Below are 20,638 nucleotides of genomic sequence, written 5' to 3' on the forward strand. Positions count from 1 at the left end.
CCAGAGTAGGAGCGTCCCCGGCCCGGCACAACGGTCCGCGCACAACGGTCCGGGCACGACGGTCCGGGCACGACGGTCCGGGCACGACGGTCCGGGCACGACGGTCCGGGCTCACCCGTCCGGGCACCGTTCGGCCGGGCGTGGGCCGGACGGGGCGGCCCGTGGACGCGGGGAACGTCCGATCCCGTGCTCAGGCGAGCGGCAGCACCGGGGGAATGATCCCGTCCTCGATGGCCCGCTTGTAGAGCTCGAGCTTGGTGCGGGCCGGCCGCTCCACCGCTGCGTACTTGCGGCGGATCCGCTTGAGGTGCTCCTCCACCGTGGACTCGGCGATCTCCAGCAGCGCGGCCACCTCCTGCTCCTGGAGTCCGTCCACGTAGAGCGCGAGCACCTGGCGCTCCCGGGCGGAGAGCTTCGCGGGAGCTTTGCTTGGCAGCTCGGCCAGAGCCGACTGGAGCACGTCGCTCACGAAGTGGCCCAGCTGCCGGGAGAGCCGCATGGTGCGGAAGACGGTCCGGATGGGCTCCCACTTCCCCACGGCGCCGGCCGCCCCGCACGTGAAGGCGGAACGGACCCGGGCGAGGTCGTCCGGGGGCACCAGCACCACCACGGTGTGCTCCTGTGCGGTGAGGTCCGTGACGTTCTGCACGAGGTTGCGGCCGTCCAGGGTGTTCAGGCTCAGCAGGACCACCATCTCCTCGGCCGGGTTCTCGGCCAGGAACTCCGGGACGCTGCCCGCCACCGCGCTCACGCGCACGCCGTGCTCGGGGTGCTCGACGGCCTCGCGCTGCATCGCGATGCGCGTCATGGGCTGGGGGCTGATCACGGCGGCGCTCAACATGGTGGGACTCCTCGACGTCTCCCGCTGTGAGGTGGGCGGGATCTCCGCGGCCGGGGATCGCCGGTCCGCTCCGGCAGCGGGAGGGCCGTGTCCTGCGGCGGGACCGGCGCCGAACGCCCATATGTCCTTTGTGGAATATAGGGCAGTGTGGCGGGGGCCGTCGGGGCAGGGGGTCCTCCGGGCGGGCGCCGCCGGCGGAGATGGTGCAGTGTGTTCCTCCACAGTGGCGGACCCGCCCGCGCGCGGGCAAGGCGATTCCGTGCGGACCTGCAACTTCGCACACCGCACACCGCACGCCGCCCGACGGGCCGTGCCGGGGGCCGGCGGTGAGATGTCTCTTCCTGCTCGCGCGTGGCCGGGGCCAGGGCTGGTGGAAGCGGTGCGACTGGAAGAATGGGGGAGCCCGCACCGGTCGAGGAAAGGTCCGTACCGTCATGCACATCGACGTTCTCCCGGGATCGGGCGGGCAGGGACTCCGGCCGGGAGCGGCTCGCGAACTCCACGGACTCCTCGAGGAGCTCTCCCTGCGCGGCCTCGCCCCCCGGCTCCTCGATCCGGGGGCGGATCCGGTGCTCTCGACCGCGGGGGAGGAGGGTCTCCGGGAGCACGGGCCCGCAGGCGGCGATCCCGCACCGCGGTCCGAGGCGGAGGCGCTCCTGCTGGCCGGCCTCGGGGCGGATGCTCCCGTGGGCGACACCGGGCTGCTCCTCTGGCTCGACCGGGCGAGGGCCGCTGCGGCGGCGGGCCGGCCGGTCGTCGTCACCGGCCTGGCCCTCGACCCCGATGCCGTCCCGGAGGAGGCCGTGCGCCGGCTCCTCCCGGTCGCCTCCCTCGTGGGGCTGCGGGACGAGACGTCCCTGGCGGTGGCCCGCCGGCTGTGCCCCGAGCACCCCGGCCTGCGCGTCGGCTGGGAGGACGCGCTCCTTCTCCCGCCTCCCGCCGCCCCGGCGCGACCGCTCGAGCAGGACGGGCCGACACGTCGCCCAGGAGAGCGGGGCGCCCCGGCCGGGCGGGAGCAGGAGGAGTGGGAGGGGCCGGCCGCGGAGTCGGAGGATCCGGACGGACGGGCCGAGCGGCAGGACGAGCTGGGCGGGTCGGCGGAGGAGCCGGGGGCGCCGGCGGGGCCGCCGCGGATCCTCGCCGCAGTGCGGCGGCCGGCCGGTCCCTTCCCGGCGGAGCGGCTCGCCCCGGTGCTCGCCGCCCTGCTGGACGCCCTGGTGCACCGGACGGGCGCAGCGGTCACGCTCCTGGCATGCGGCGGCGCCCCGGCCGACGAGGAGTTCGCGGCGGACGTGGCCGCGCTGCTGCCGGACGACGTCCACCGGGTGCGTGCGGCTCCGGGAGAGGCCGGCACGGAGGCGCTCCGGGCGGACTGGGTCCTGACCACCTGCTCCCGCGGTGCGGCCCTCGGCCTCGCGGCGCGGGCCGTCGTCCTCCCGGTGGGCCCGGACAAATATTCCACGGACGACATGAACGGCGTGCTGAGCCGCTGGGGGCTGGAAGGTGCCGTCGTTCCCCTGGCGGCGCTGCTCACCCCCGGCGACGTGGCGTGGGACACCCGCGCGGCCGTCCAGCAGTGGGCGGCGGAGGCCGTGGAGCACCGGGGGGCGGTGCGCGCCGCGCTGGCGGACGCCGAGCCGGCGGTCCGGGAAGCGGCGGCCCGGTGGTGGGACGACGTGGCCGGGGCGCTCCGCGGGCAGGAGGCCCGGCCCGCGGTGGGAACGGTGGCGGCGCCGCGCGGGGTCGGTGCCCCGGTGGTGCGTGCCCTCCGCCGCCGGTACACCGTTCCCGCGGTGCCGTCCGAGCGGCCCACCGTCGCGGTCCTGCTGCGGCACCACGACGCCCCGGCGCGCCTGGGCCGGGCCGTCGACGACCTCCTGGCGCAGACGTTCACCGACTGGCGACTGGTCCTCGTGGACGAGGGCGGGGACCCCGCCGAGGTGGACGCGGTCCTGGCGCCGCGCCGGGACGAGCTCGCGGGGCGCGCGACGGTCCTCCACCACCGCAGGGCCTTCGGTGCCGCGGCGGCCGCCAACCGTGGGCTGCGGGCAGGGGAGTCTGAGCTCGTCGTCCTGCACGACGGCTCGGAGCCCCTGCCGCCCGAGCTCCTGCAACGCGCGGTGGCGCACCTCGAGGATCCCCTCGTGACCGACGACGGGGTCGTGGTGCCGACCGAGAATCCGCCCGGGACCGGCCGAGACGTCCCGGCCGGTCGGCCGGGACGGGATCTCGTGCGGGCGGACCGGGAGGCCCTCACCCTCACCGACGTGCTGGACGGCGACCGCACCGCGGTCGACGCGCCGTTCCTGTACCGGCGGGCGGTGCACGGGGTGCTGGGCGACTACGACGAGACCATCGGTACCGCGGAGCGCTGGGAGTTCGTGCTCCGCTTCCTGGAGACGTTCACCGTGGGCCTGCTCCCCGCGCGCCCGACCGCCCGGCGGGACCGGACCGACGGGTTCGCCGCGGCGCGGGGCGAGGCGGCGGTGCGCGAGCGCCACCTCAGGCAGTGGAGCGCGGAGCACGGGATCGGCCTGCCGCTCTACCTGCGGCGGGCGGCGGCGGAGGAGGCCTGCGCCCTGCACCGGAGGCTGGACGCCGCCGAGGAGCTCGCGCACGAGCTCCTGGACGTGGTCCGCGCCCAGACCCGGCAGATCGAACGGCTCGAGCTGGTCGTGGCGGAGAAGGGCTTCCTCGCCTTCTGGCGGCGTGCGTGGCGGGCCCTGCGCGGAGGATGAGCGGCCCGCTCCGGCCCGCTCCGGCGCGCTCCGGCGCGGCCGGTCGGCAGGTTGCTTTCCAGTTCTCCCGTCCGTGTGACATGCTTCACCCTTGGGCGCCGGGCCGGGACGTGCGAATTCCGTCCCGGACGCGCCCTTCGCGCAGTGTCCGCACCAGATGAGGAGTCGGGGCATGGGATGGCTTGATCGGCAGCACTCGGTGGCACCGCCGGGATTCAACCGCTGGCTCATACCGCCGGCCGCCCTCGCGGTGCACCTGTGCATCGGTCAGGCCTACGCCACCAGCGTGTACAAGAACGCGCTGGTGGCGCACTTCGACGCGAGCCTGACCCAGATCGGCATCATCTTCTCCATCGCCATCGTGATGCTGGGCCTGTCCGCCGCCGTCTTCGGCACGTGGGTGGACACCGGCGGGCCGCGCAGGGCCATGTTCACCGCGGCGCTGCTGTGGTCCGGCGGGTTCCTGGTCGGCGCGCTCGGCATCTTCACCGAGCAGCTCTGGCTCGTCTACCTGGGCTACGGCGTCATCGGCGGCATCGGCCTGGGCATCGGCTACATCTCGCCCGTCTCCACGCTGATCAAGTGGTTCCCCGACCGCCCCGGCCTCGCCACGGGCATGGCGATCATGGGCTTCGGCGGCGGCGCGCTGATCGCCAGCCCCCTCTCCGCGGCCCTGCTCAACTTCTACGACCCGAACTCCGGCACCGAGGGCTGGGTGGCGAGCGGGGAGGCCGTCGGCAAGCTGTTCCTGACCCTCGCGGTCGTCTACCTCGCCTACATGCTCTTCGGCGCGTTCACCATCAAGGTTCCCGCGGAGGACTGGAAGCCCGAGGGGTTCGAGCCCTCGAAGGTCGAGTCGAAGGCCCTCGTCACCAAGAACCACGTCTCGGCCCGCAACGCGATCCGCACCCGGCAGTTCTGGCTGGTGTGGATCGTGCTGTTCTGCAACGTGACCGCCGGCATCGGCATCCTCGAGCAGGCCGCCCCCATGATCCAGGACTTCTTCCGCCAGGCGGACGGCGCCTCCCTCGTGACGGCGGCCGTGGCCGGCGGCTTCGTGGGCCTGCTGTCCATCGGCAACATGGGCGGGCGCTTCGTGTGGTCCACCACCTCGGACGTCCTGGGCCGCAAGCGCATCTACATGGTCTACCTCGGTGTCGGGGCGGTCCTCTACACCGTGCTGGCGCTGTTCGGCTCGACCTCCACGCTGCTGTTCGTGCTGCTGGCCTTCGTCATCATCTCGTTCTACGGCGGCGGCTTCGCCACGGTGCCGGCCTATCTGCGGGACCTCTTCGGGACCTTCCAGGTGGGGGCCATCCACGGCCGCCTGCTCACGGCGTGGGCCGCCGCGGGCATCGCCGGGCCCCTCATCGTCAACGCGTTCCTCGACGCCCAGGGCACCCCCGGGGAGCTCACGGCGCAGGCGTACCAGCCGGCGCTGCTGACCATGGTCGGCCTGCTGGTCGTCGGCTTCGTCGCCAACCTCCTGGTCAAGCCCGTGGACGCCAAGTACCACGAGCCCGAGCGCCGGAGCGCGGCGTCCGGCACCGAGGCCTCCGGGAAGGCCGGCACCGAGTCCTCGCGCACGTCCGACACCGAGCTCTCCCCGAAGGAGGCATGACATGAGCCGTGCACGACTGGCACTGGGCTGGGTCCTCGTCGGGGTCCCGCTCGCCTACGGAGTGACGATGACCCTCACGCGGGTGACCGCGCTGTTCGTCTGACCGGCTGAACGACCGGCTGAACGACCGGCTGAACGACCGGCTGACGGGCCGGGCGCGTCCTGACCGGGCCGCTGCTCGGGCGGCGGGTCACACCGGGCCGCGGTCGTCCCCGGGGGCGTCGTCGTCGGACTGCCCGGCGTGGCCGAGGAAACCGCGCAGCAGCGCGGCCGTGCCCTCCAGATGGGCGAGGGAGGCGGCCCGGGCGGCGGGGGCGTCGCCGGCCAGGACGGCGTCGGTGAGCTCGCGGTGCTGGCGGTCGGAGTGCTCGAGGTTGACCGGCAGGACGGGGATCCGGTCCAGCAGGTCGCTGGCCCGCGAGCGCACCTCCGCGACGGCGCGGACCAGGCTGGGACAGCCGCCCAGCTCGGCCACCGCGATGTGGAAGCGTGCGTCGGCGGGGCGGTAGTCCTCCGGGGCGCTCTCCTCGACCTGCCGCAGGCACGCGAGCAGGTGCTCCCGGGCGGCCGCACTGAGGGACGCCGCCGCGGCCAGCTCCGCCGCGGCGGGCTCGACCACGGCGCGGAACACGAGCACGTCCTCGACGTCCGCGGGGTCCACCGGGGGGAGGGCCTCGTCCGGCAGGGCGGTGCGGCCGGTCACGAAGGTCCCGCCGTACCGGCCCCGGACCACCTCCAGGACCCCGGCGACCTGGAGCTCGTGCAGGGCCTCCCGGAGCGTGGCGCGCGAGATTCCGAGCATCGCCGCGGTCTCCCGCTCGGGCGGGAGCCGCTCGCCCCGGCGGAACAGGCCGAGCCGGATCGAGTCGAGGATCCGCTCCACGGCCTCCTCGAAGGCGTTGCCCTGGCGTACGGGCCGGATGCGGGGGTGCTGGACGGGATCGCTCACGGTGGCGCTCCTCCCTGCGGTGCGACGTGCGCCCATGGTGTCACGGTCCCCGGGGACCGCCTCCGGCGGGACCCCGCCCACCGCGCCGGCCGGGGCCACGGGCAGCAGCGGCGCGCCGCCCGGTCCGGACGGCGCGCCGCTGCCTCCGGCCGGGACGGCCGGCCGAGGTCCTAGTGGGTGAGGTCGATGGCGACCACGCCCACCGCGATGATCAGGGCGGCGGAGACGAGGAAGCCCGCCGTGATGGCGATGAGGGCCCAGGAGCGGGCGCGGCCGGGGCGGTCAGTGGCTGAGGACGTGGTCTGGTTCATGCCCACCATTCTGCGGCATCCGGGAGGCCGGCTCCACCGCGACGCGGTCCGTGCCCGGCCCGGCGGCCGCCCGGCCGTGCGCCGCGGGGTCTTGACGGGGCACGGGGCAGCCCACAGACTGTGACCACTCGCGCCAAACGTCTGTTTTCAGACCTTTGTGGAATCCCGGAGGGATCGTCCCATGCCCGAATCCCCAGCACAGCCCACCCGCACCGACGAGTACTTCCAGCACCGCCAGCTCCGCTCCGGCGCCGCCGGGTGGGTCCTGCTCGCGGGCCTGGGCATCGCCTACGTCATCTCCGGGGACTTCTCCGGCTGGAACATCGGGCTCTCCGAGGGCGGGTGGGGCGGGCTGCTCATCGCCTTCGTGCTCATGGGCCTCATGTACACCTGCATGGTCTTCGGCCTCGCCGAGCTCTCCTCGACCCTCCCCACGGCCGGCGCCGGGTACGGGTTCGCCCGCCGGGCCCTCGGCCCCCTCGGCGGCTTCGCCACCGGGATGGCCGTGCTCATCGAGTACGCCGTGGCCCCGGCGGCGATCGCCACGTTCATCGGCGGCTACATCGAGGCGCTGGGCCTGTTCGGGATCACCAACTCCTGGCCCGTGTACCTGGTGACCTACCTGGTGTTCATGGGCATCCACATGTACGGGGTGGGCGAGGCGCTGAAGCTGATGTTCGGGATCACCTTGGTCGCGGTCCTCGCGCTGGGAGTGACCGTCGTCGCGCTCGTGCCGCACTTCGACGCCGCCAACCTCTTCGACATCGTCCCGAACGACGCCGTGGGGGCGAGCTCGTTCCTGCCCATGGGCTACGCGGGGGCGATGGCCGCCCTGGTCTACGGGATCTGGTTCTTCCTGGCGATCGAGGGCGTGCCGCTGGCCGCCGAGGAGACCGCCGACCCCCGCCGGGACATGCCGCGCGGGATCATCGTGGCCATGGCCTTCCTGCTGGTCTCCGGCGCGCTCATGCTGATCCTGGTGCCCGGGGCGGCCGGGTCGGAGGCGATGAGCACCTCGGACAACCCGCTGCCGGAGGCCATCCGCACGGTCGCCGGGGCGGACAGCGTCATGGCGGACATCGTCAACTACGCGGGCCTGGCCGGGCTGGTCGCGAGCTTCTTCTCCATCATGTTCGCGTACTCCCGGCAGCTGTTCGCGCTCTCCCGGGCGGGGTACCTGCCCCGGTTCCTCTCGCTGACCGGCAAGCGCCGGACCCCGTGGGTCGCCCTCATCGTGCCCGGCACCGTGGGCTTCGTGCTCGCGGCCGTGACGGGCGACGGCGGACTGCTCATCAACATCGCGGTCTTCGGCGCCACCGTCTCCTACGTGCTGCTGAACCTCTCCCACATCGTGCTGCGGCTGCGCGAGCCGGACCTCCCGCGCGGCTACCGCACCCCGGGCGGCGTGGTCACCACCGGCATCGCCCTGGTCCTGGCGCTCGTGGCCGTGGTCGCCACGTTCCTGGTCGACGTGCTCGCCGCGTCCATCACGGCCCTCGTGTTCGTCGTCTTCCTCGCCTACTACTGGTTCTACAGCCGCCACCGCCTCGTGGGCCACGCCCCCGAGGAGGAGTTCGCGCAGATCCGCACCGCCGAGGCGGACCTGCACTGACCCCGTTCCGCCCGACTCCCCGCCCAGCGACCCCAGCACCCCAGCGATCCCAGCGACGAAGGACCGGACCCATGACCGAGACTCCCCAGCACCCGCGCAACGACCGGATGCTCACCGTCGAGCAGCTGCGGCAGCACGTGGCCGACGGGCTCGTGGACACCGTGGTCCTGGCCTTCACCGACATGCAGGGCCGGCTCCAGGGCAAGCTCAACCACGCGCAGTTCTTCCTCGACTCGGTGCTCGACGAGGGCGCCGAGGGCTGCAACTACCTGCTGGCCGTGGACACCGAGATGAACACGGTGGGCGGGTACTCGATCAGCAGCTGGTCCTCGGGCTACGGGGACATGGAGTTCGCCATGGACCTCGACACGATCCGGCTGATGCCGCACAACCCCGGCCAGGTCCTCATCCAGTGCGACCTCACCGGCCACGGCGGACAGCCCATCCCGATGTCCCCGCGGTCCATGCTGCGCCGCCAGCTCGACCGCGCCCGGGACATGGGCTTCACCATGGTCACCGGCACCGAGCTGGAGTTCTGCGTCTACAACACGAGCTACGAGGACGCCTGGGACGCCGGCTACCGGAACCTGGTCCCGGCCAACCAGTACAACGTGGACTACTCCGTGCTGGGCTCCCAGCGGGTCGAGCCGCTGCTGCGGGAGATCCGCAACGCCATGTACGCGGCCGGGCTGACCGTGGAGTCCGCGAAGGGCGAGTGCAACCTGGGCCAGCACGAGATCGCGTTCCGCTACGACGAGGGCATGGTCACCGCGGACAACCACGTGGTCTACAAGCTGGCCTCGAAGCAGATCGCCCACCAGCAGGGGAAGTCCATCACCTTCATGGCCAAGCCCAACGAGCGCGAGGGCAGCTCCTGCCACATCCACATGTCCCTGCGCGGGCCGGACGGCGAACTGGTCTTCTGGGACCGCGAGCGGAACGCCCGGTCCCGCACCTACGAGCACTTCATCGCCGGGGTGCTGCGGACCATGCGCGAGTTCACGCTGTTCTACGCCCCCACCATCAACTCGTACAAGCGCTTCGTCGAGGGCAGCTTCGCCCCCACCTCGGTGGCCTGGGGCGTGGACAACCGGTCCTGCGCCGTGCGCCTCGTGGGCAGCGGGCAGTCCGCCCGGATGGAGAACCGGCTCCCCGGCGGGGACGTGAACCCGTACCTAGCGCTGGCCGCGATGCTCGCCTCCGGGCTGCACGGCGTGGAGCAGGAGCTCGAGCTGGAGCCGATGACCGAGGGCAACGCCTACGAGTCCGACGCTCCCGTGGTGCCCTCGACCATGCGCGAGGCCCGGGACCTGCTGGCCGGCTCGGAGCTCGCGCGGGAGCTGTTCGGCGAGGACGTCGTGGAGCACTACGTGCACTACGCCGACGTGGAGCTGGCGGCCTTCGAGGCCGCCGTCACCGACTGGGAGCTGCGCCGTGGCTTCGAGCGCCTCTGAGCCGGGCGGNGCTGTTCGGCGAGGACGTCGTGGAGCACTACGTGCACTACGCCGACGTGGAGCTGGCGGCCTTCGAGGCCGCCGTCACCGACTGGGAGCTGCGCCGTGGCTTCGAGCGCCTCTGAGCCGGGCGGCGCCGGGTACCGGCCGCGGATCGCCCTGACCACCTACTACCAGGAGGGCTCCTGGGGGGTCTGGAGCTCCGTGGCGGCGATCGTCCCGGGCGCCTATGTGGAGGCCGTCGCGGCGGCCGGGGGCACGCCCCTGCTGCTGCCCCCGGTGGGCACGGACCCGGGGGTGCTCGAGCTCGTGGACGGGCTGGTCGTCATCGGCGGCGTGGACGTGGACCCGCGGTTCTACGGCGCCGACCGGCACGAGCTGACCTCGTCCCAGCCCTCCCGCGACGAGCACGACCTCGCCCTGACCCGGGCGGCCCTGGAGCGCGGGGTGCCCCTGTTCGCGATCTGCCGCGGCGCCCAGATCCTCAACGTGGCGCTCGGCGGCACGCTGATCCAGCACCTGCCGGACGTCAACGCGAACGCCGCGCGCTACCAGCCCGGACCGGGCCGGTACGGCGAGGTCGAGTTCGCCACCGAGCCGGGCAGCCGCTGCCGCGAGCTGCTGGGCGAGACGGCGTGGTCCCCGTGCTACCACCACCAGGCCCTGGAGACGGTGGCCGAGGGCCTGGTGGTGACCGCCCGCGCCGAGGACGGGACGGTCGAGGCCGTGGAGACCACCGAGGGCGGCTGGACGCTCGGCGTCCAGTTCCACCCCGAGGAGAACCGGAAGGACTCCCGGCTCTTCGAGGGGTTCGTCCGCGTGGCCCACGGCTACGCGCAGGACCGCGCCCGGCAGTACAGCGCCCGGCACGACAGCCCCGGGGGGACCGGCCGGGCAGAGCACGCTCCACAGCGAGAGGACACCCGCATCCCATGACCACCACGCAGATCATCGACCCCGCCACGGAGGAGGTCGTCGGCACCGTCGAGCTGACCTCCCTGGAGCAGACGGACGCGGCGATCGAACGGGCCCGGCGGGCCTTCGAGACCTGGCGGACCGTCGCCCCCGCCGACCGCGCCCGGCTGCTGCGCCGCTTCGCCGACGCGGTGGACGCCGACCTCGAGCACCTCGCGGCCCTGGAGGTCCGCAACGCGGGGCACACCATCGGCAACGCCCGCTGGGAGGCGGGCAACGTCCGGGACGTGCTGACCTACTACTCCGGGGCGCCCGAGCGGCTCTCGGGGCGGCAGATCCCCGTCCAGGGCGGGGTCAACCTCACCTTCCACGAGCCCCTGGGCGTGGTGGGCGTGATCGTGCCCTGGAACTTCCCCATGCCGATCGCCGCGTGGGGCTTCGCCCCGGCGCTCGCCGCCGGCAACACGGTGGTGCTCAAGCCGGCCGAGCTCACCCCGCTGACCGCGATCCGGCTCGGGGAGCTGGCGCTGGAGGCGGGTCTGCCCGAGGGCGTGCTCACCGTACTGCCGGGCAGGGGCTCGGTGGTGGGGGAGCGCTTCGTGACCCACCCCGCCGTCCGCAAGGTCGTGTTCACCGGCTCCACCGAGGTGGGTCGGCGGATCATGGCCGGCTGCGCGGAGCAGGTCAAGCGCCTGACCCTCGAGCTGGGCGGGAAGAACTCCAACATCGTCTTCGCGGACGCCGACCTGGAGCAGGCCGCCGCGTCCGCCCCCGCCGGCGCCCTCGACAACGCGGGCCAGGACTGCTGCGCCCGCTCCCGCGTGCTGGTCCAGCGCTCCGTGCTGGAGAGGTTCCTGGAGCTGCTGGAGCCAGCCGTGCGGGACTTCGCCTGCGGGGACCCGTGGGACGAGGGCACGCGGATGGGCCCGCTGGTCTCCGCCGCGCACCGTGACTCCGTGGCCGGCTTCCTCGCCGACGACGACGCCCGGGTCGCCTTCCGCGGGACCGCCCCCGAGGGCCCCGGCTGGTGGTTCCCGCCGACCGTGCTCACCCCGTCCCCGGACTCCCGGGTGTTCCGGGAGGAGATCTTCGGCCCCGTGCTCGCCGTGGTGCCGTTCGAGGACGAGGCGGACGCCGTCCGGATCGCCAACGACACCGAGTACGGGCTCTCCGGGTCGATCTGGACCCGGGACGTCGGCCGCGCGCTGCGGGTGTCCCGCGCCGTCGACGCCGGGAACCTCTCCGTCAACTCGCACGCCTCGGTGCGCTACTGGACGCCCTTCGGCGGCTTCAAGCAGTCCGGCTTCGGCCGGGAGCTCGGCCCGGACGCCCCGCAGGCGTTCACCGAGACCAAGAACGTGTTCCTGGCCACCGACTGACGCCGCCGTTCCACCACCCGTCGCGGGGGAACCCCCACCACCGAACCCCCACCACCGAACCCCCATCACCGAAGGAGGACCCATGGAGGTCAACGCCCGCCGTCTGGTCGGCCGCAGCGCCGTCATCACGGGAGGGGCCAGCGGCATCGGTCTCGCCGCGGCCCGCCGCCTCGCCGCCGAGGGCGCGCACGTCGTCGTCGCGGACCTGAACCCCGCGGCCGGGGAGGCGGCCGCCGAGGAGGTCGGGGGGCTGTTCGTGCGCACCGACGTGGCGGACGAGGCCGACGTGATCGCCCTCTACGCGGCGACCTACGAGGCCTACGGGTCGGTGGACGTCGCCTTCAACAACGCCGGGATCAACCCGACCGACGACGGCTCGATCCTGGACACCGGGATCGACGCGTGGCGCAGGGTGCAGGAGGTCAACCTCACCAGCGTCTTCCACTGCTGCAAGCACGCCATCCCGTACATGCGCGAGCAGGGCAGGGGGGCGATCATCAACACCGCGTCCTTCGTGGCCGTCATGGGCGCGGCCACCTCGCAGATCTCCTACAGCGCCTCGAAGGGCGGCGTGCTCTCGATGAGCCGGGAGCTGGGCGTGCAGTTCGCGCGGGAGGGGATCCGGGTCAACGCGCTGTGCCCGGGCCCGGTCAACACGCCGCTGCTGCAGGAGCTGTTCGCCGCGGACCCCGAGCAGGCCCAGCGCCGGCTCGTGCACGTGCCGGCCGGGCGGTTCGCGGAGCCGGAGGAGATCGCCGCGGCGGTCGCCTTCCTGGCCAGCGACGACGCCTCGTTCGTCAACGCCGCCACGTTCCTGGTGGACGGGGGGATCGCCGGGGCCTACGTCACCCCGGTGTGACCCCGCCGTGAAGTGGTCAGCCGGGCTCCCCGCGGTCAGTCGGCGGGGGCGGCGGGGCGGTTCACGGGTTCCTCGCCGTAGAGGGCGGCGACCTCCTCTGAGCCGAGCCACCCGCTGAAGGTGGGCGACTGCGGCCAGCCCTCGGGGGAGTCCTGCCACTCCTCCTGGCGCCCCCAGGGCAGCAGGTCGATGAGCGGGAAGGTGTGGCTGACCTGTTCGACACCGCGGCCGCTGCTGTGCCAGGTGCGGTGGACGGTGTCCCCGTCCCGGAAGAACACGTTCAGGGCGAACTCTCCGCCCGGAGGAGCCCCGACGTCGGCGCCGAACGGGCTGCCGGCGGTGGAGTACCAGGTCATGCGGTTGCCGACGCGGCGGCGGTAGGCGAGCGCCTCGTCGATCGGGCCCTGGGTGACGACCACGAACCGGGCGTCGTAGCGGTCGAGGAAGTCCAGGCGGGTGAACTGCGAGGTGAAGCTCGTGCACCCTCCGCACTGCCAGGTCTGGCCGGGGAACCACATGTGGTGGTAGGTGATGAGCTGCCGCCTCCCGGCGAAGACGTCGACGAGACGGACCGGCCCGTCCTCGCCCTCCAGCGTGTAGTCCGGCAGCTCCACCATGGGCAGTCGGCGGCGCTGCGCCGCGATCGCGTCCAGCTCCCGGGTGGCGGCCTTCTCCCGGACGCGTAGCGCGTCGAGCTCCCGCTGCCAGGTCTCCTGGTCGACGACACGGGGCCGTCCTGGGTGGTTCATGGCATGTCCTCCTGTGTCCGGCCGCGGGCGGGTCGGTACGCGGCGTAGGTGACCCCGGACCCGAACGACCGCGCGTCGAGCAGCCGGAGCCGGGGGATGACGTGACCGTCCGGGAACAGCCGGCGACCGCGGCCCTGGACGGCGGGATGGACGAACAGCCGGTACTCGTCGACGAGCCCGGCCGTGATGAGGGCGTGGACCAGGGTGATGCTGCCGGTGCAGACGATGTCCTTGCCGGGCCGGTCCTTCAGCGCACGCACCTGCTCGAGGGGGTCGCCGGTGAGGACCGTCGAGTTCCGCCACTGCGGGTCCGTCATGGTCGAGGACACGACGTGCTTCTGCACCCGGTCGAGATACTCGGTGGTCCCCGTCGTGTCGTGGCTCTGCAGGGGCCAGTAGCCGCGGAAGTCCTCGAAGGTCCGCCGGCCGAGGAGGAGGGCGTCGGCCTCCCGCCCCTGCCGGCGGGTCAGCGCCAGGTGGTCCGGGTCCGGCTCCCGGGCGGGATCGAACCAGTCGTCCAGCATCTCGACCGCGCCGTCGAGAGTGACGTTCTCGGTGATGACCAGGGTCCGCATGCCGGGACTCCTCCGTCCGTGCCCAGAGGGTGCGCCGTCGTCCCGCGGCACCGTGGACCAGTAGAGTGTGTACACCGTACACATCGATGGAAAGAGAGGTCAAGGGTGCCGCGCACACGGGATTCCTACCACCACGGTGATCTCCGCAGAGCCCTGGTCGACGCCGGCCTCGCCGCGACGCGGGCCCGCGGTGCGGCGGCCCTGGGGCTGCGTGACGTCACCCGTCAGGCGGGCGTCTCGCCGAACGCCGCGTACCGGCACTTCGCCGACCGGCAGGCCCTCCTGGCGGCGGTCGCGCACGAGATCCAGGACCGGATGGCCGAGCGGATGCGGGCGCGGATGCCCGTGGCGGGGGACCTCGATCCGCAGGACCGGGCGCGGCTCCGGCTCCGCGGGGTGGGGCTCGGCTACATCGCCTTCGCCGTGGCCGAGCCGGGGTGGTTCGCGACGGCCTTCTTCGGACCGGGCGGCGGGCCGGGCGACGTGCTCCACGACCCCCACGACCGCCTGCCGCCGCCGTTCGCGCTGCTGGTGGAGGAGCTCGACGGCATGGTCGAGGCAGGCGCGCTCTCGCGCGAGCGGCGGGACGGCGCGGAGTGGGCCTGCTGGAGCACCGTGCACGGCTTCGCGGAGCTCGTGGTCCACGGCCCCCTGCGCGGGCAGAGTCCCGAGCGGGTCGACCGGTGGGCGGAGCGGGTCGTGGACGACATCATCACCGGGATCGCCTGACGGGCCGGGCCCGTGCCGCGGGACCTGCGCCGTTTCCCAGGAGCCCGGGCGGCGGCACCCCGCGGTCGCGCGAGCGGCGCCCGGTCAGCGGGCGGCGGCGACCAGGTCCTCCCGCAGCGCCGCCACGAACCCGTCCACGTCCTCCTCGGTGGTGTCCCACGAGCACATCAGGCGGACCTCGCCGACGGCCGGGTCCCACACGTAGAACGGCCAGCGCTCCTGCAGCCGGGCGGTGGTCCCGGCCGGGAGCACCGCGAAGACCGCGTTGGCCTGGGGGGTCTGCGTCACCCGGGCGCCGGGGACCTCCGCGATCCCGGCCGCCAGCCGCCCGGCCATCGCATTGGCGCGGCGGGCCGCCTCGAGCCACAGGTCCCCCGTGTGCAGCGCCAGCAGCTGCGCGGACACGAAGCGCATCTTCGAGGCCAGCTGGGTCGAGAGCTTGCGCACGAACCGGGGCTGGCGCACGGCGTCCGGGGTGAGCACCACGACGGCCTCCGCGCCCATCAGACCGTTCTTGGTCCCGCCCCACGAGACCACGTCCACGCCCGCGTCGGTGGTCAGCGCCCGCAGCGGGACGTCCAGGGCCGCGGCGGCGTTGGCGAGGCGGGCGCCGTCCAGGTGGACCGTCAGGCCCAGGCCGTGCGCGTGCTCGCAGACCGCCTGCAGCTCCTCGGGCGTGTAGACCGTGCCGAGCTCGGTGGACTGGGTGACGGTGACGACGCGGGGCTGGGCGTGGTGCTCGAAGCCGAAGCCGTGCGCCTCCCGGTCGATCAGCTCCGGGGTGAGCTTCCCGTCCGGGGTGGGCACCGCCAGCATCTTCACGCCCGCGACCTTCTCGGGGGCGCCGCACTCGTCCACGTGCGCGTGGGCCGTGGCGGTGCAGATCGCGGCGTCCCAGCGGTCGGTCATCGCCGCGAGCGCCACGACGTTCGCCCCCGTGCCGTTGAACAGGGGATAGCACTCCGCCTGCTCGCCGAAGTGCCGGCGGACCACGTCCTGCAGCGCCTCGGTGTAGGGGTCCGCGCCGTAGGCCCCCACGTGCCCGCCGTTGGCGGTCGCCAGGGCCTGGAGCACCTCGGGGTGGACGCCCGCGTGGTTGTCGCTGGCGAAGCCCTTCCGGGCGGGGTCGTGCAGGCGGGACAGGACGGAGTCGGTCACGGGTGGCCCTTCCGGTGGATCGGCGGTGTGCCGGGCGGCACTCGCACTCTACTCGCGCCCCCGCCGGGGCAGTCCGGACCCGCACCGGGCCCGGGGCAGTCCGGTCCGGGCCCCGCCCGGGGCCGCCCGGCCCGGGCCGTCGGTAGGCTCGGGGCATGCGCATCGTCCGGGCCGCCGCGGCGGTGGTCGTCGGGGAGGACGGCCGGCTGCTGCTGGTCCGCCGGGCCCGGGAGCCCCAGCGCGGGCGCTGGAGCGTGCCGGGCGGGAAGCTGGAGCCGGGCGAGACCGTGGCCGAGGCCGCCGTCCGGGAGGCCTTCGAGGAGACCGGCGCCCGGGTCCGCGCGGAGCGCGAGCTGGGGGTGGTGCACGTCCCCGGGGGACCGGGCCTCGTGTACGAGGTGCACGACGTCGCCGCGACCTACCTCGGCGGTGTGCTGCGCCCCGGCGACGACGCCGACGCCGTGCGCTGGGTGGCCCCGGAGGAGCTGCCGGGGCTCGAGACCACCGACGGCCTGCTGGAGCACCTCGCACGGTTCGGGATCCGCCCGGCCTGAGACCCGCGGGCCCGGCCTCTCGTCCGGGCCCGGAGCGCGTGCTTGGATAGGGGCATGGCACAGACGCGGGGTTTCTACGTCGACACCGTGGAGCGCACCACCACGGCGAACCGGAACGCGGTCTGGGCGGTCGTCGAGGGCATCGGCGGCGAGCGCGGCTGGTACAGCACCGACCGCCTCTGGGCCGCCCGCGCCACGGCCAACCGGCTGAACCTCCCGCCCGGGCGGCTGCGCCACCGCGAGCACCCGGACCGCCTGGCGGCCGGGGAGCGCCTGGACTGGTGGACGGTCGAGGCCCTCGAGCCGCCGCGGCGGCTGCGGCTGCGGTCCGTCGTGCGGATGCCGGGGGACGCCTGGCTGGACATCTGCCTGGAACCGGGACCGGACGGCACTCTCGTCTACCGCCAGACCACGGTGTTCCGCCCCGCGGGCCCGGCCGGCCGGGCCTACTGGTACGCCATGCTCGCCCCGCACAAGGCCGTCCTGGGCCGGCTCGCCACGGACATCCTGCGGCAGGCGGGCGGTTAGGGCTCTTCCGCCCCGGCCGCTCCGGCCGTAGCGTGGACTCACCGGCCACCGTGACGCCCGGTGGACGCGGCCGGCGGCCGGGGGGAGTGCCTCGGCACCGCTGCCGGGCGCAGCCTCCAGGAGAGTGCCGCCATGACCGCCGACGCCCCGTCCGTCCCCGACTCCCGCGCCCTGGCCGACGAGGCCGTCGCCCTGGTCCGCGAGTGGCTCGTGCGCGCCGCCGAGGGCCGCCGGCACCGCGACGGCGCCGCCGACCGGCTCGCCACCGTCCTCCAGGACCCGCACGGGCTCGAGTTCACCGTCGGCTTCGTGGACCGGGTGGTGCGCACCGAGGACGTGCGGGCCGCCGGGCGGGCCCTGCACGCGCTCGCCGAGATCGTGCCCCGCACCATGTCCGCGGCGGACCGCGCCCAGATCCGGCTCGGGGCCGCGCTCTCGGCCTCGGCGCCGCAGGTGGTCGTCCCCGCCGCCCGCACCCGGCTCCGCCAGCTCGTGGGCCACATGATCGTCGATGCCCGCCCCCGGCCGTTCGGGCAGGCCGTGAAGAAGCTGACGGCCCAGGGCCACCGGCTCAACATCAACCTGCTGGGCGAGGAGGTCCTCGGCGTGGAGGAGGCGGACAAGCACCTCGCCGACGCCGCGGCGCTGCTGGACCGGGACGACGTCGACTACGTGTCCGTCAAGGTCTCCTCCGTGGTCCCGCAGCTGTCCCACTGGGGCTTCGAGGGGACCGTGGCGAAGGTCGTCGAGCGGCTGCTGCCCGTCTACCGGGCCGCCGCCCAGGCCCCGGCCGGGAGCAAGTTCATCAACCTCGACATGGAGGTCTACTCCGACCTGCACCTGACCACCGAGGTGTTCACCCGTCTCCTGGAGCACCCGGAGCTGCGGGGTCTCGAGGCGGGGATCGTGGTCCAGGCCTACCTGCCGGACGCGCTCGCGGTGGTGCGGCGGCTCTCGGTGTGGTCCGCCGCGCGGGTCGAGGCCGGGGGCGCGGGGATCAAGGTGCGGCTCGTGAAGGGCGCGAACCTCCCCATGGAGCGCGTGGACGCCGAGCTCCACGGCTGGCCCCTGGCCACGTGGAGCAGCAAGCAGGAGACCGACACCAACTACAAGCGGGTCCTCGACTGGCTGTTCGTGCCCGGCCGGATGACGGGGCTGCGGCTGGGGGTCGCTGGGCACAACCTGTTCGACATCGCCTTCGCCCACCTGCTCGCCGAGCGCCGCGGCGTGACGGAGCGGATCGAGTTCGAGATGCTCCAGGGCATGGCGGTCGAGCAGGCGAGGGCCGTGAGCGCCGACGTCGGGCAGCTGCTGCTCTACGTGCCCGCCGTGCGCCCGGCCGAGTTCGACGTGGCCGTGTCCTATCTCGTGCGCCGGCTCGAGGAGAACGCCGCGCACGAGAACTTCATGTCCGGGATCTTCGAGCTGGCCCCGGACAACGAGGTCTTCGCACGGGAGGAGCAGCGCTTCCGGGCCGCCCTCGAGGCGCTGGACCCGCGGCAGGACATCGCCCCGGCGCCCGCCCGCGCCCAGGACCGCACCGCGCCCGGCGCCGGGTCCGCGCACCTGCCGCTGGAGGAGCCCTTCCGCAACGAGCCGGACACCGACGTCTCGGTCCCCGCGAACCAGGCGTGGGCGGACGGGATCGCGGCCCGGATTCGGGACCGATCCTGGTACGAGGCCCTGGCCGTGCCCGACCCCGTCGGCGCGCAGGACGTCGAGCGGCTCGTGCGCACGGGACGGGGCGCCGCCGAGGGATGGCACGGCCGCGGCGCCCGGGAGCGCGCGGAGATCCTCAACCGGGCGGCCGACGTCCTGGCCGCCCGCCGCGGGCACCTGCTGGCGGTGGCCGGCGCGGAGGCGGGCAAGACCCTGGGCCAGTCGGACCCGGAGGTCTCGGAGGCGATCGACTTCTGCCGCTGGTACGCCCGCCGCGCCCTCGAGCTCGAGACCGTGGACGGCGCCCGGTTCGTCCCGGACCGGCTCGTGCTGGTCACCCCGCCGTGGAACTTCCCGCTGGCGATCCCCACCGGCTCCACGGTCGCGGCCCTGGCCGCCGGCGCCGCCGTGCTGCACAAGCCCGCCCCGGAGGCCCGGCGCTGCTCGGCCGCCGTGGTCGAGGCGCTGTGGGAGGCCGGCGTGCCGCGGGACGTGCTCCAGCTCGTCGACTCCGTGGAGGGGGAGGTGGGGCAGGCCCTCGTCTCCCACCCCGGGGTGGACCGCATCGTCCTCACCGGCGCCTACGAGACGGCCCGGCTCTTCCAGTCCTGGCGGGCGGGGCGGCCGATGACAGCGGAGACCTCGGGCAAGAACGCCCTGGTCGTCACGCCCAGTGCGGACCGGGACCGGGCCGTGTGGGACCTCGTGACCAGCGCGTTCGGCCACGCCGGGCAGAAGTGCTCGGCGGCCTCCCTCGGGATCCTCGTGGGCAGCGTGGCGCGGTCCGAGCGGTTCCGCCGGCAGCTGCTGGACGCCGCGTCCTCGATGGTCGTGGACTGGCCGCAGAACCTGCAGGCCTCGGTGGGCCCGGTGATCGCCGAGCCCGGTGAGAAGCTGCACCGCGCCCTGACCCGCCTCGACCCGGGGGAGCAGTGGCTGCTCGAGCCGCGGCAGCTCGACGACACCGGGCGGCTGTGGCGGCCCGGGATCCGGACGGGGGTGGCCCCCGGCTCCTTCTTCCACCGCACCGAGTGCTTCGGCCCCGTCCTGGGGCTGATGGAGGCCGCGGACCTGCAGGAGGCGATCGAGCTGCAGAACGCGGTCGAGTACGGGCTGACCGCCGGGCTGCACTCCCTGGACCCCGACGAGGTCAGCACGTGGGTGGAGCTCGTCGCGGCGGGCAACCTCTACGTCAACCGCGGCATCACCGGGGCGATCGTCCAGCGCCAGCCCTTCGGCGGCTGGAAGCGCTCCTCGGTGGGCCTGGGCGCCAAGGCCGGAGGACCGAACTACCTGGTCCAGCTCGGCTCGTGGCAGAAGGCCCCTTTCGGGGAGGTCCCGGCCGAGCAGGCCGGCACCGAGTTCTCCGTGTCCGTCGCCCGCCACCTCGCGGAGCTCCGCCCCCTCGTGCCCGAGCCGGACGCCGCCTGGCTGACCGCCTGCGCCGAGCAGGACCAGGCCTGGTGGGACCGGGAGTTCGGCCGCGCCCACGACCCCACCGGCCTGCAGTCCGAGGCCAACCTGTTCCGCTACCGCCCGCGCGACGTCGTCGTGCGTGCGGCCGAGGACGCCCCGCTCACGGACGTGATCCGGGTGGGGCTGGCCGCCGTGCGCTCCGGCGCCCGCGTGGTCCTCGTCCCCGCGGGGGAGGTCCCCGCGCAGGTGCAGGAGCTCTTCCGCTCGGTGCTGGACCCCTGCGGTGACGAGGCCTTCGCCCGCGTCGCCGCCGACTGGTCCGATCCGAGCGGGGCCGGACGGATCCGGGTGGTGGGCACCGCGCCGGGCCTGGCCGAGGCGCTCGCCGAGCGGCCCGAGGTCGCGCTGCTCACCGGGCCGGTGGTCGGCGCCTCCCGTGTGGAGATGCTCCCGCTGCTTGCGGAGCAGGCCGTGTCCGTGACGATGCACCGCTTCGGGAACCCCTCGACGGACGCCGAGACGGTGGTGCGCCGGGTGATCGCGTCCTCGCCGGGCCTGGGCACCCCGGCGCCACCGGTCGAAATGTAGGCG

At 74.1% G+C, this 20,638-nt stretch carries 18 protein-coding genes; 12 read left to right on the plus strand and 6 right to left on the minus strand.

The features are described from left to right. Positions 1-190: 190 nt before the first annotated feature. On the minus strand, positions 191-841 hold the full coding sequence (locus H488_RS25415) for a helix-turn-helix transcriptional regulator (protein WP_017832961.1): 651 nt from the start codon (positions 839-841) through the stop codon (positions 191-193). A 434-nt stretch (positions 842-1,275) separates the two neighbouring features. Here H488_RS25415 and H488_RS25420 point away from each other — a divergent pair, with 434 nt between their 5' ends. The 3 genes from H488_RS25420 (at position 1,276) to H488_RS38650 (ending at position 5,303) form a co-directional block, all read left to right on the plus strand. Then, the gene (locus tag H488_RS25420) at positions 1,276-3,579 is read left to right on the plus strand and encodes a glycosyltransferase (protein WP_017832962.1); all 2,304 of its coding nucleotides are present in this window, start codon (positions 1,276-1,278) and stop codon (positions 3,577-3,579) included. Positions 3,580-3,751: 172 nt separating this feature from the next. Beyond that, the gene (locus H488_RS25425) at positions 3,752-5,200 is read left to right on the plus strand and encodes an OFA family MFS transporter (RefSeq protein WP_043738812.1); all 1,449 of its coding nucleotides are present in this window, start codon (positions 3,752-3,754) and stop codon (positions 5,198-5,200) included. Between the two features lies 1 nt (position 5,201). Beyond that, the gene (locus H488_RS38650) at positions 5,202-5,303 is read left to right on the plus strand and encodes an MFS transporter small subunit (RefSeq protein ID WP_017832964.1); all 102 of its coding nucleotides are present in this window, start codon (positions 5,202-5,204) and stop codon (positions 5,301-5,303) included. Positions 5,304-5,390: 87 nt separating this feature from the next. Here H488_RS38650 and H488_RS25430 read toward each other — a convergent pair whose 3' ends face one another. Further along, entirely contained in the window at positions 5,391-6,149 is a 759-nt protein-coding gene (locus tag H488_RS25430) for a FadR/GntR family transcriptional regulator (protein WP_017832965.1), read from the minus strand. A 170-nt stretch (positions 6,150-6,319) separates the two neighbouring features. Continuing rightward, complete coding sequence (locus tag H488_RS37410; RefSeq protein ID WP_154676740.1) at positions 6,320-6,460, minus strand: hypothetical protein; 141 nt, start codon at positions 6,458-6,460, stop codon at positions 6,320-6,322. Between the two features lie 181 nt (positions 6,461-6,641). On the opposite strand from H488_RS37410, the gene eat reads away from it, so the two are divergent. From eat to H488_RS25455, 5 genes are all read left to right on the plus strand, one after another. Then, on the plus strand, positions 6,642-8,072 hold the full coding sequence (eat, locus tag H488_RS25435; protein WP_017832967.1) for an ethanolamine permease: 1,431 nt from the start codon (positions 6,642-6,644) through the stop codon (positions 8,070-8,072). 71 nt (positions 8,073-8,143) lie between these two features. Continuing rightward, on the plus strand, positions 8,144-9,526 hold the full coding sequence (locus H488_RS25440) for a glutamine synthetase family protein (protein ID WP_017832968.1): 1,383 nt from the start codon (positions 8,144-8,146) through the stop codon (positions 9,524-9,526). Between the two features lie 105 nt (positions 9,527-9,631). Continuing rightward, a complete protein-coding gene (locus H488_RS25445) occupies positions 9,632-10,462 on the plus strand; it encodes a gamma-glutamyl-gamma-aminobutyrate hydrolase family protein (RefSeq protein WP_017832970.1) in 831 nt (276 codons plus the stop codon). Further along, complete coding sequence (locus H488_RS25450; protein WP_017832971.1) at positions 10,459-11,820, plus strand: aldehyde dehydrogenase family protein; 1,362 nt, start codon at positions 10,459-10,461, stop codon at positions 11,818-11,820. The genes H488_RS25445 and H488_RS25450 overlap by 4 nt, the downstream gene beginning before the upstream one ends. Before the next feature lie 82 nt (positions 11,821-11,902). After that, the gene (locus H488_RS25455; RefSeq protein WP_017832972.1) at positions 11,903-12,679 is read left to right on the plus strand and encodes a 3-oxoacyl-ACP reductase; all 777 of its coding nucleotides are present in this window, start codon (positions 11,903-11,905) and stop codon (positions 12,677-12,679) included. A gap of 35 nt (positions 12,680-12,714) precedes the next feature. On the opposite strand, the gene H488_RS25460 is transcribed toward H488_RS25455, so the two are convergent. Both H488_RS25460 and H488_RS25465 read right to left on the minus strand, forming a co-directional pair. Continuing rightward, entirely contained in the window at positions 12,715-13,428 is a 714-nt protein-coding gene (locus tag H488_RS25460; RefSeq protein ID WP_017832973.1) for a DUF899 domain-containing protein, read from the minus strand. Continuing rightward, positions 13,425-14,003: a dihydrofolate reductase family protein gene (locus tag H488_RS25465; protein WP_017832974.1), complete on the minus strand. Its 579-nt coding sequence runs from the start codon at positions 14,001-14,003 to the stop codon at positions 13,425-13,427. The genes H488_RS25460 and H488_RS25465 overlap by 4 nt, the downstream gene beginning before the upstream one ends. A 105-nt stretch (positions 14,004-14,108) precedes the next feature. Here H488_RS25465 and H488_RS25470 point away from each other — a divergent pair, with 105 nt between their 5' ends. Further along, positions 14,109-14,732, plus strand: coding sequence for a TetR/AcrR family transcriptional regulator (locus H488_RS25470; protein ID WP_017832975.1), 624 nt, complete (start codon positions 14,109-14,111; stop codon positions 14,730-14,732). Between the two features lie 84 nt (positions 14,733-14,816). On the opposite strand, the gene H488_RS25475 is transcribed toward H488_RS25470, so the two are convergent. Next, entirely contained in the window at positions 14,817-15,890 is a 1,074-nt protein-coding gene (locus H488_RS25475; protein ID WP_017832976.1) for a threonine aldolase family protein, read from the minus strand. A gap of 155 nt (positions 15,891-16,045) precedes the next feature. On the opposite strand from H488_RS25475, the gene H488_RS25480 reads away from it, so the two are divergent. The 3 genes from H488_RS25480 to H488_RS25490 all read left to right on the plus strand — a co-directional run bounded on the left by H488_RS25480 (position 16,046) and on the right by H488_RS25490 (position 20,635). Beyond that, the gene (locus H488_RS25480) at positions 16,046-16,444 is read left to right on the plus strand and encodes an NUDIX hydrolase (protein ID WP_017832977.1); all 399 of its coding nucleotides are present in this window, start codon (positions 16,046-16,048) and stop codon (positions 16,442-16,444) included. Between the two features lie 54 nt (positions 16,445-16,498). Beyond that, on the plus strand, positions 16,499-16,972 hold the full coding sequence (locus tag H488_RS25485; protein ID WP_017832978.1) for a DUF2867 domain-containing protein: 474 nt from the start codon (positions 16,499-16,501) through the stop codon (positions 16,970-16,972). A 132-nt stretch (positions 16,973-17,104) separates the two neighbouring features. After that, positions 17,105-20,635: a proline dehydrogenase family protein gene (locus tag H488_RS25490; protein WP_017832979.1), complete on the plus strand. Its 3,531-nt coding sequence runs from the start codon at positions 17,105-17,107 to the stop codon at positions 20,633-20,635. Positions 20,636-20,638: the final 3 nt, after the last annotated feature.

Origin of the sequence: Kocuria sp. UCD-OTCP, assembly GCF_000349605.1 — a bacterium.
Lineage (GTDB): Bacteria > Actinomycetota > Actinomycetes > Actinomycetales > Micrococcaceae > Kocuria > Kocuria rosea.

Excerpts from the sequence above, each read along its gene's own strand:
- eat (WP_017832967.1), top strand. The coding sequence starts at position 6,642 with ATGCCCGAATCCCCAGCACAGCCCACCCGCACCGACGAGTACTTCCAG.
- H488_RS38650 (WP_017832964.1), top strand. The coding sequence starts at position 5,202 with ATGAGCCGTGCACGACTGGCACTGGGCTGGGTCCTCGTCGGGGTCCCG.
- H488_RS25485 (WP_017832978.1), top strand. The coding sequence starts at position 16,499 with ATGGCACAGACGCGGGGTTTCTACGTCGACACCGTGGAGCGCACCACC.
- H488_RS25420 (WP_017832962.1), top strand. The coding sequence starts at position 1,276 with ATGCACATCGACGTTCTCCCGGGATCGGGCGGGCAGGGACTCCGGCCG.
- H488_RS25465 (WP_017832974.1), bottom strand. The coding sequence starts at position 14,003 with ATGCGGACCCTGGTCATCACCGAGAACGTCACTCTCGACGGCGCGGTC.
- H488_RS25490 (WP_017832979.1), top strand. The coding sequence starts at position 17,105 with ATGACCGCCGACGCCCCGTCCGTCCCCGACTCCCGCGCCCTGGCCGAC.
- H488_RS25425 (WP_043738812.1), top strand. The coding sequence starts at position 3,752 with ATGGGATGGCTTGATCGGCAGCACTCGGTGGCACCGCCGGGATTCAAC.
- H488_RS25480 (WP_017832977.1), top strand. The coding sequence starts at position 16,046 with ATGCGCATCGTCCGGGCCGCCGCGGCGGTGGTCGTCGGGGAGGACGGC.
- H488_RS25440 (WP_017832968.1), top strand. The coding sequence starts at position 8,144 with ATGACCGAGACTCCCCAGCACCCGCGCAACGACCGGATGCTCACCGTC.
- H488_RS37410 (WP_154676740.1), bottom strand. The coding sequence starts at position 6,460 with ATGAACCAGACCACGTCCTCAGCCACTGACCGCCCCGGCCGCGCCCGC.
- H488_RS25415 (WP_017832961.1), bottom strand. The coding sequence starts at position 841 with ATGTTGAGCGCCGCCGTGATCAGCCCCCAGCCCATGACGCGCATCGCG.
- H488_RS25455 (WP_017832972.1), top strand. The coding sequence starts at position 11,903 with ATGGAGGTCAACGCCCGCCGTCTGGTCGGCCGCAGCGCCGTCATCACG.
- H488_RS25460 (WP_017832973.1), bottom strand. The coding sequence starts at position 13,428 with ATGAACCACCCAGGACGGCCCCGTGTCGTCGACCAGGAGACCTGGCAG.
- H488_RS25450 (WP_017832971.1), top strand. The coding sequence starts at position 10,459 with ATGACCACCACGCAGATCATCGACCCCGCCACGGAGGAGGTCGTCGGC.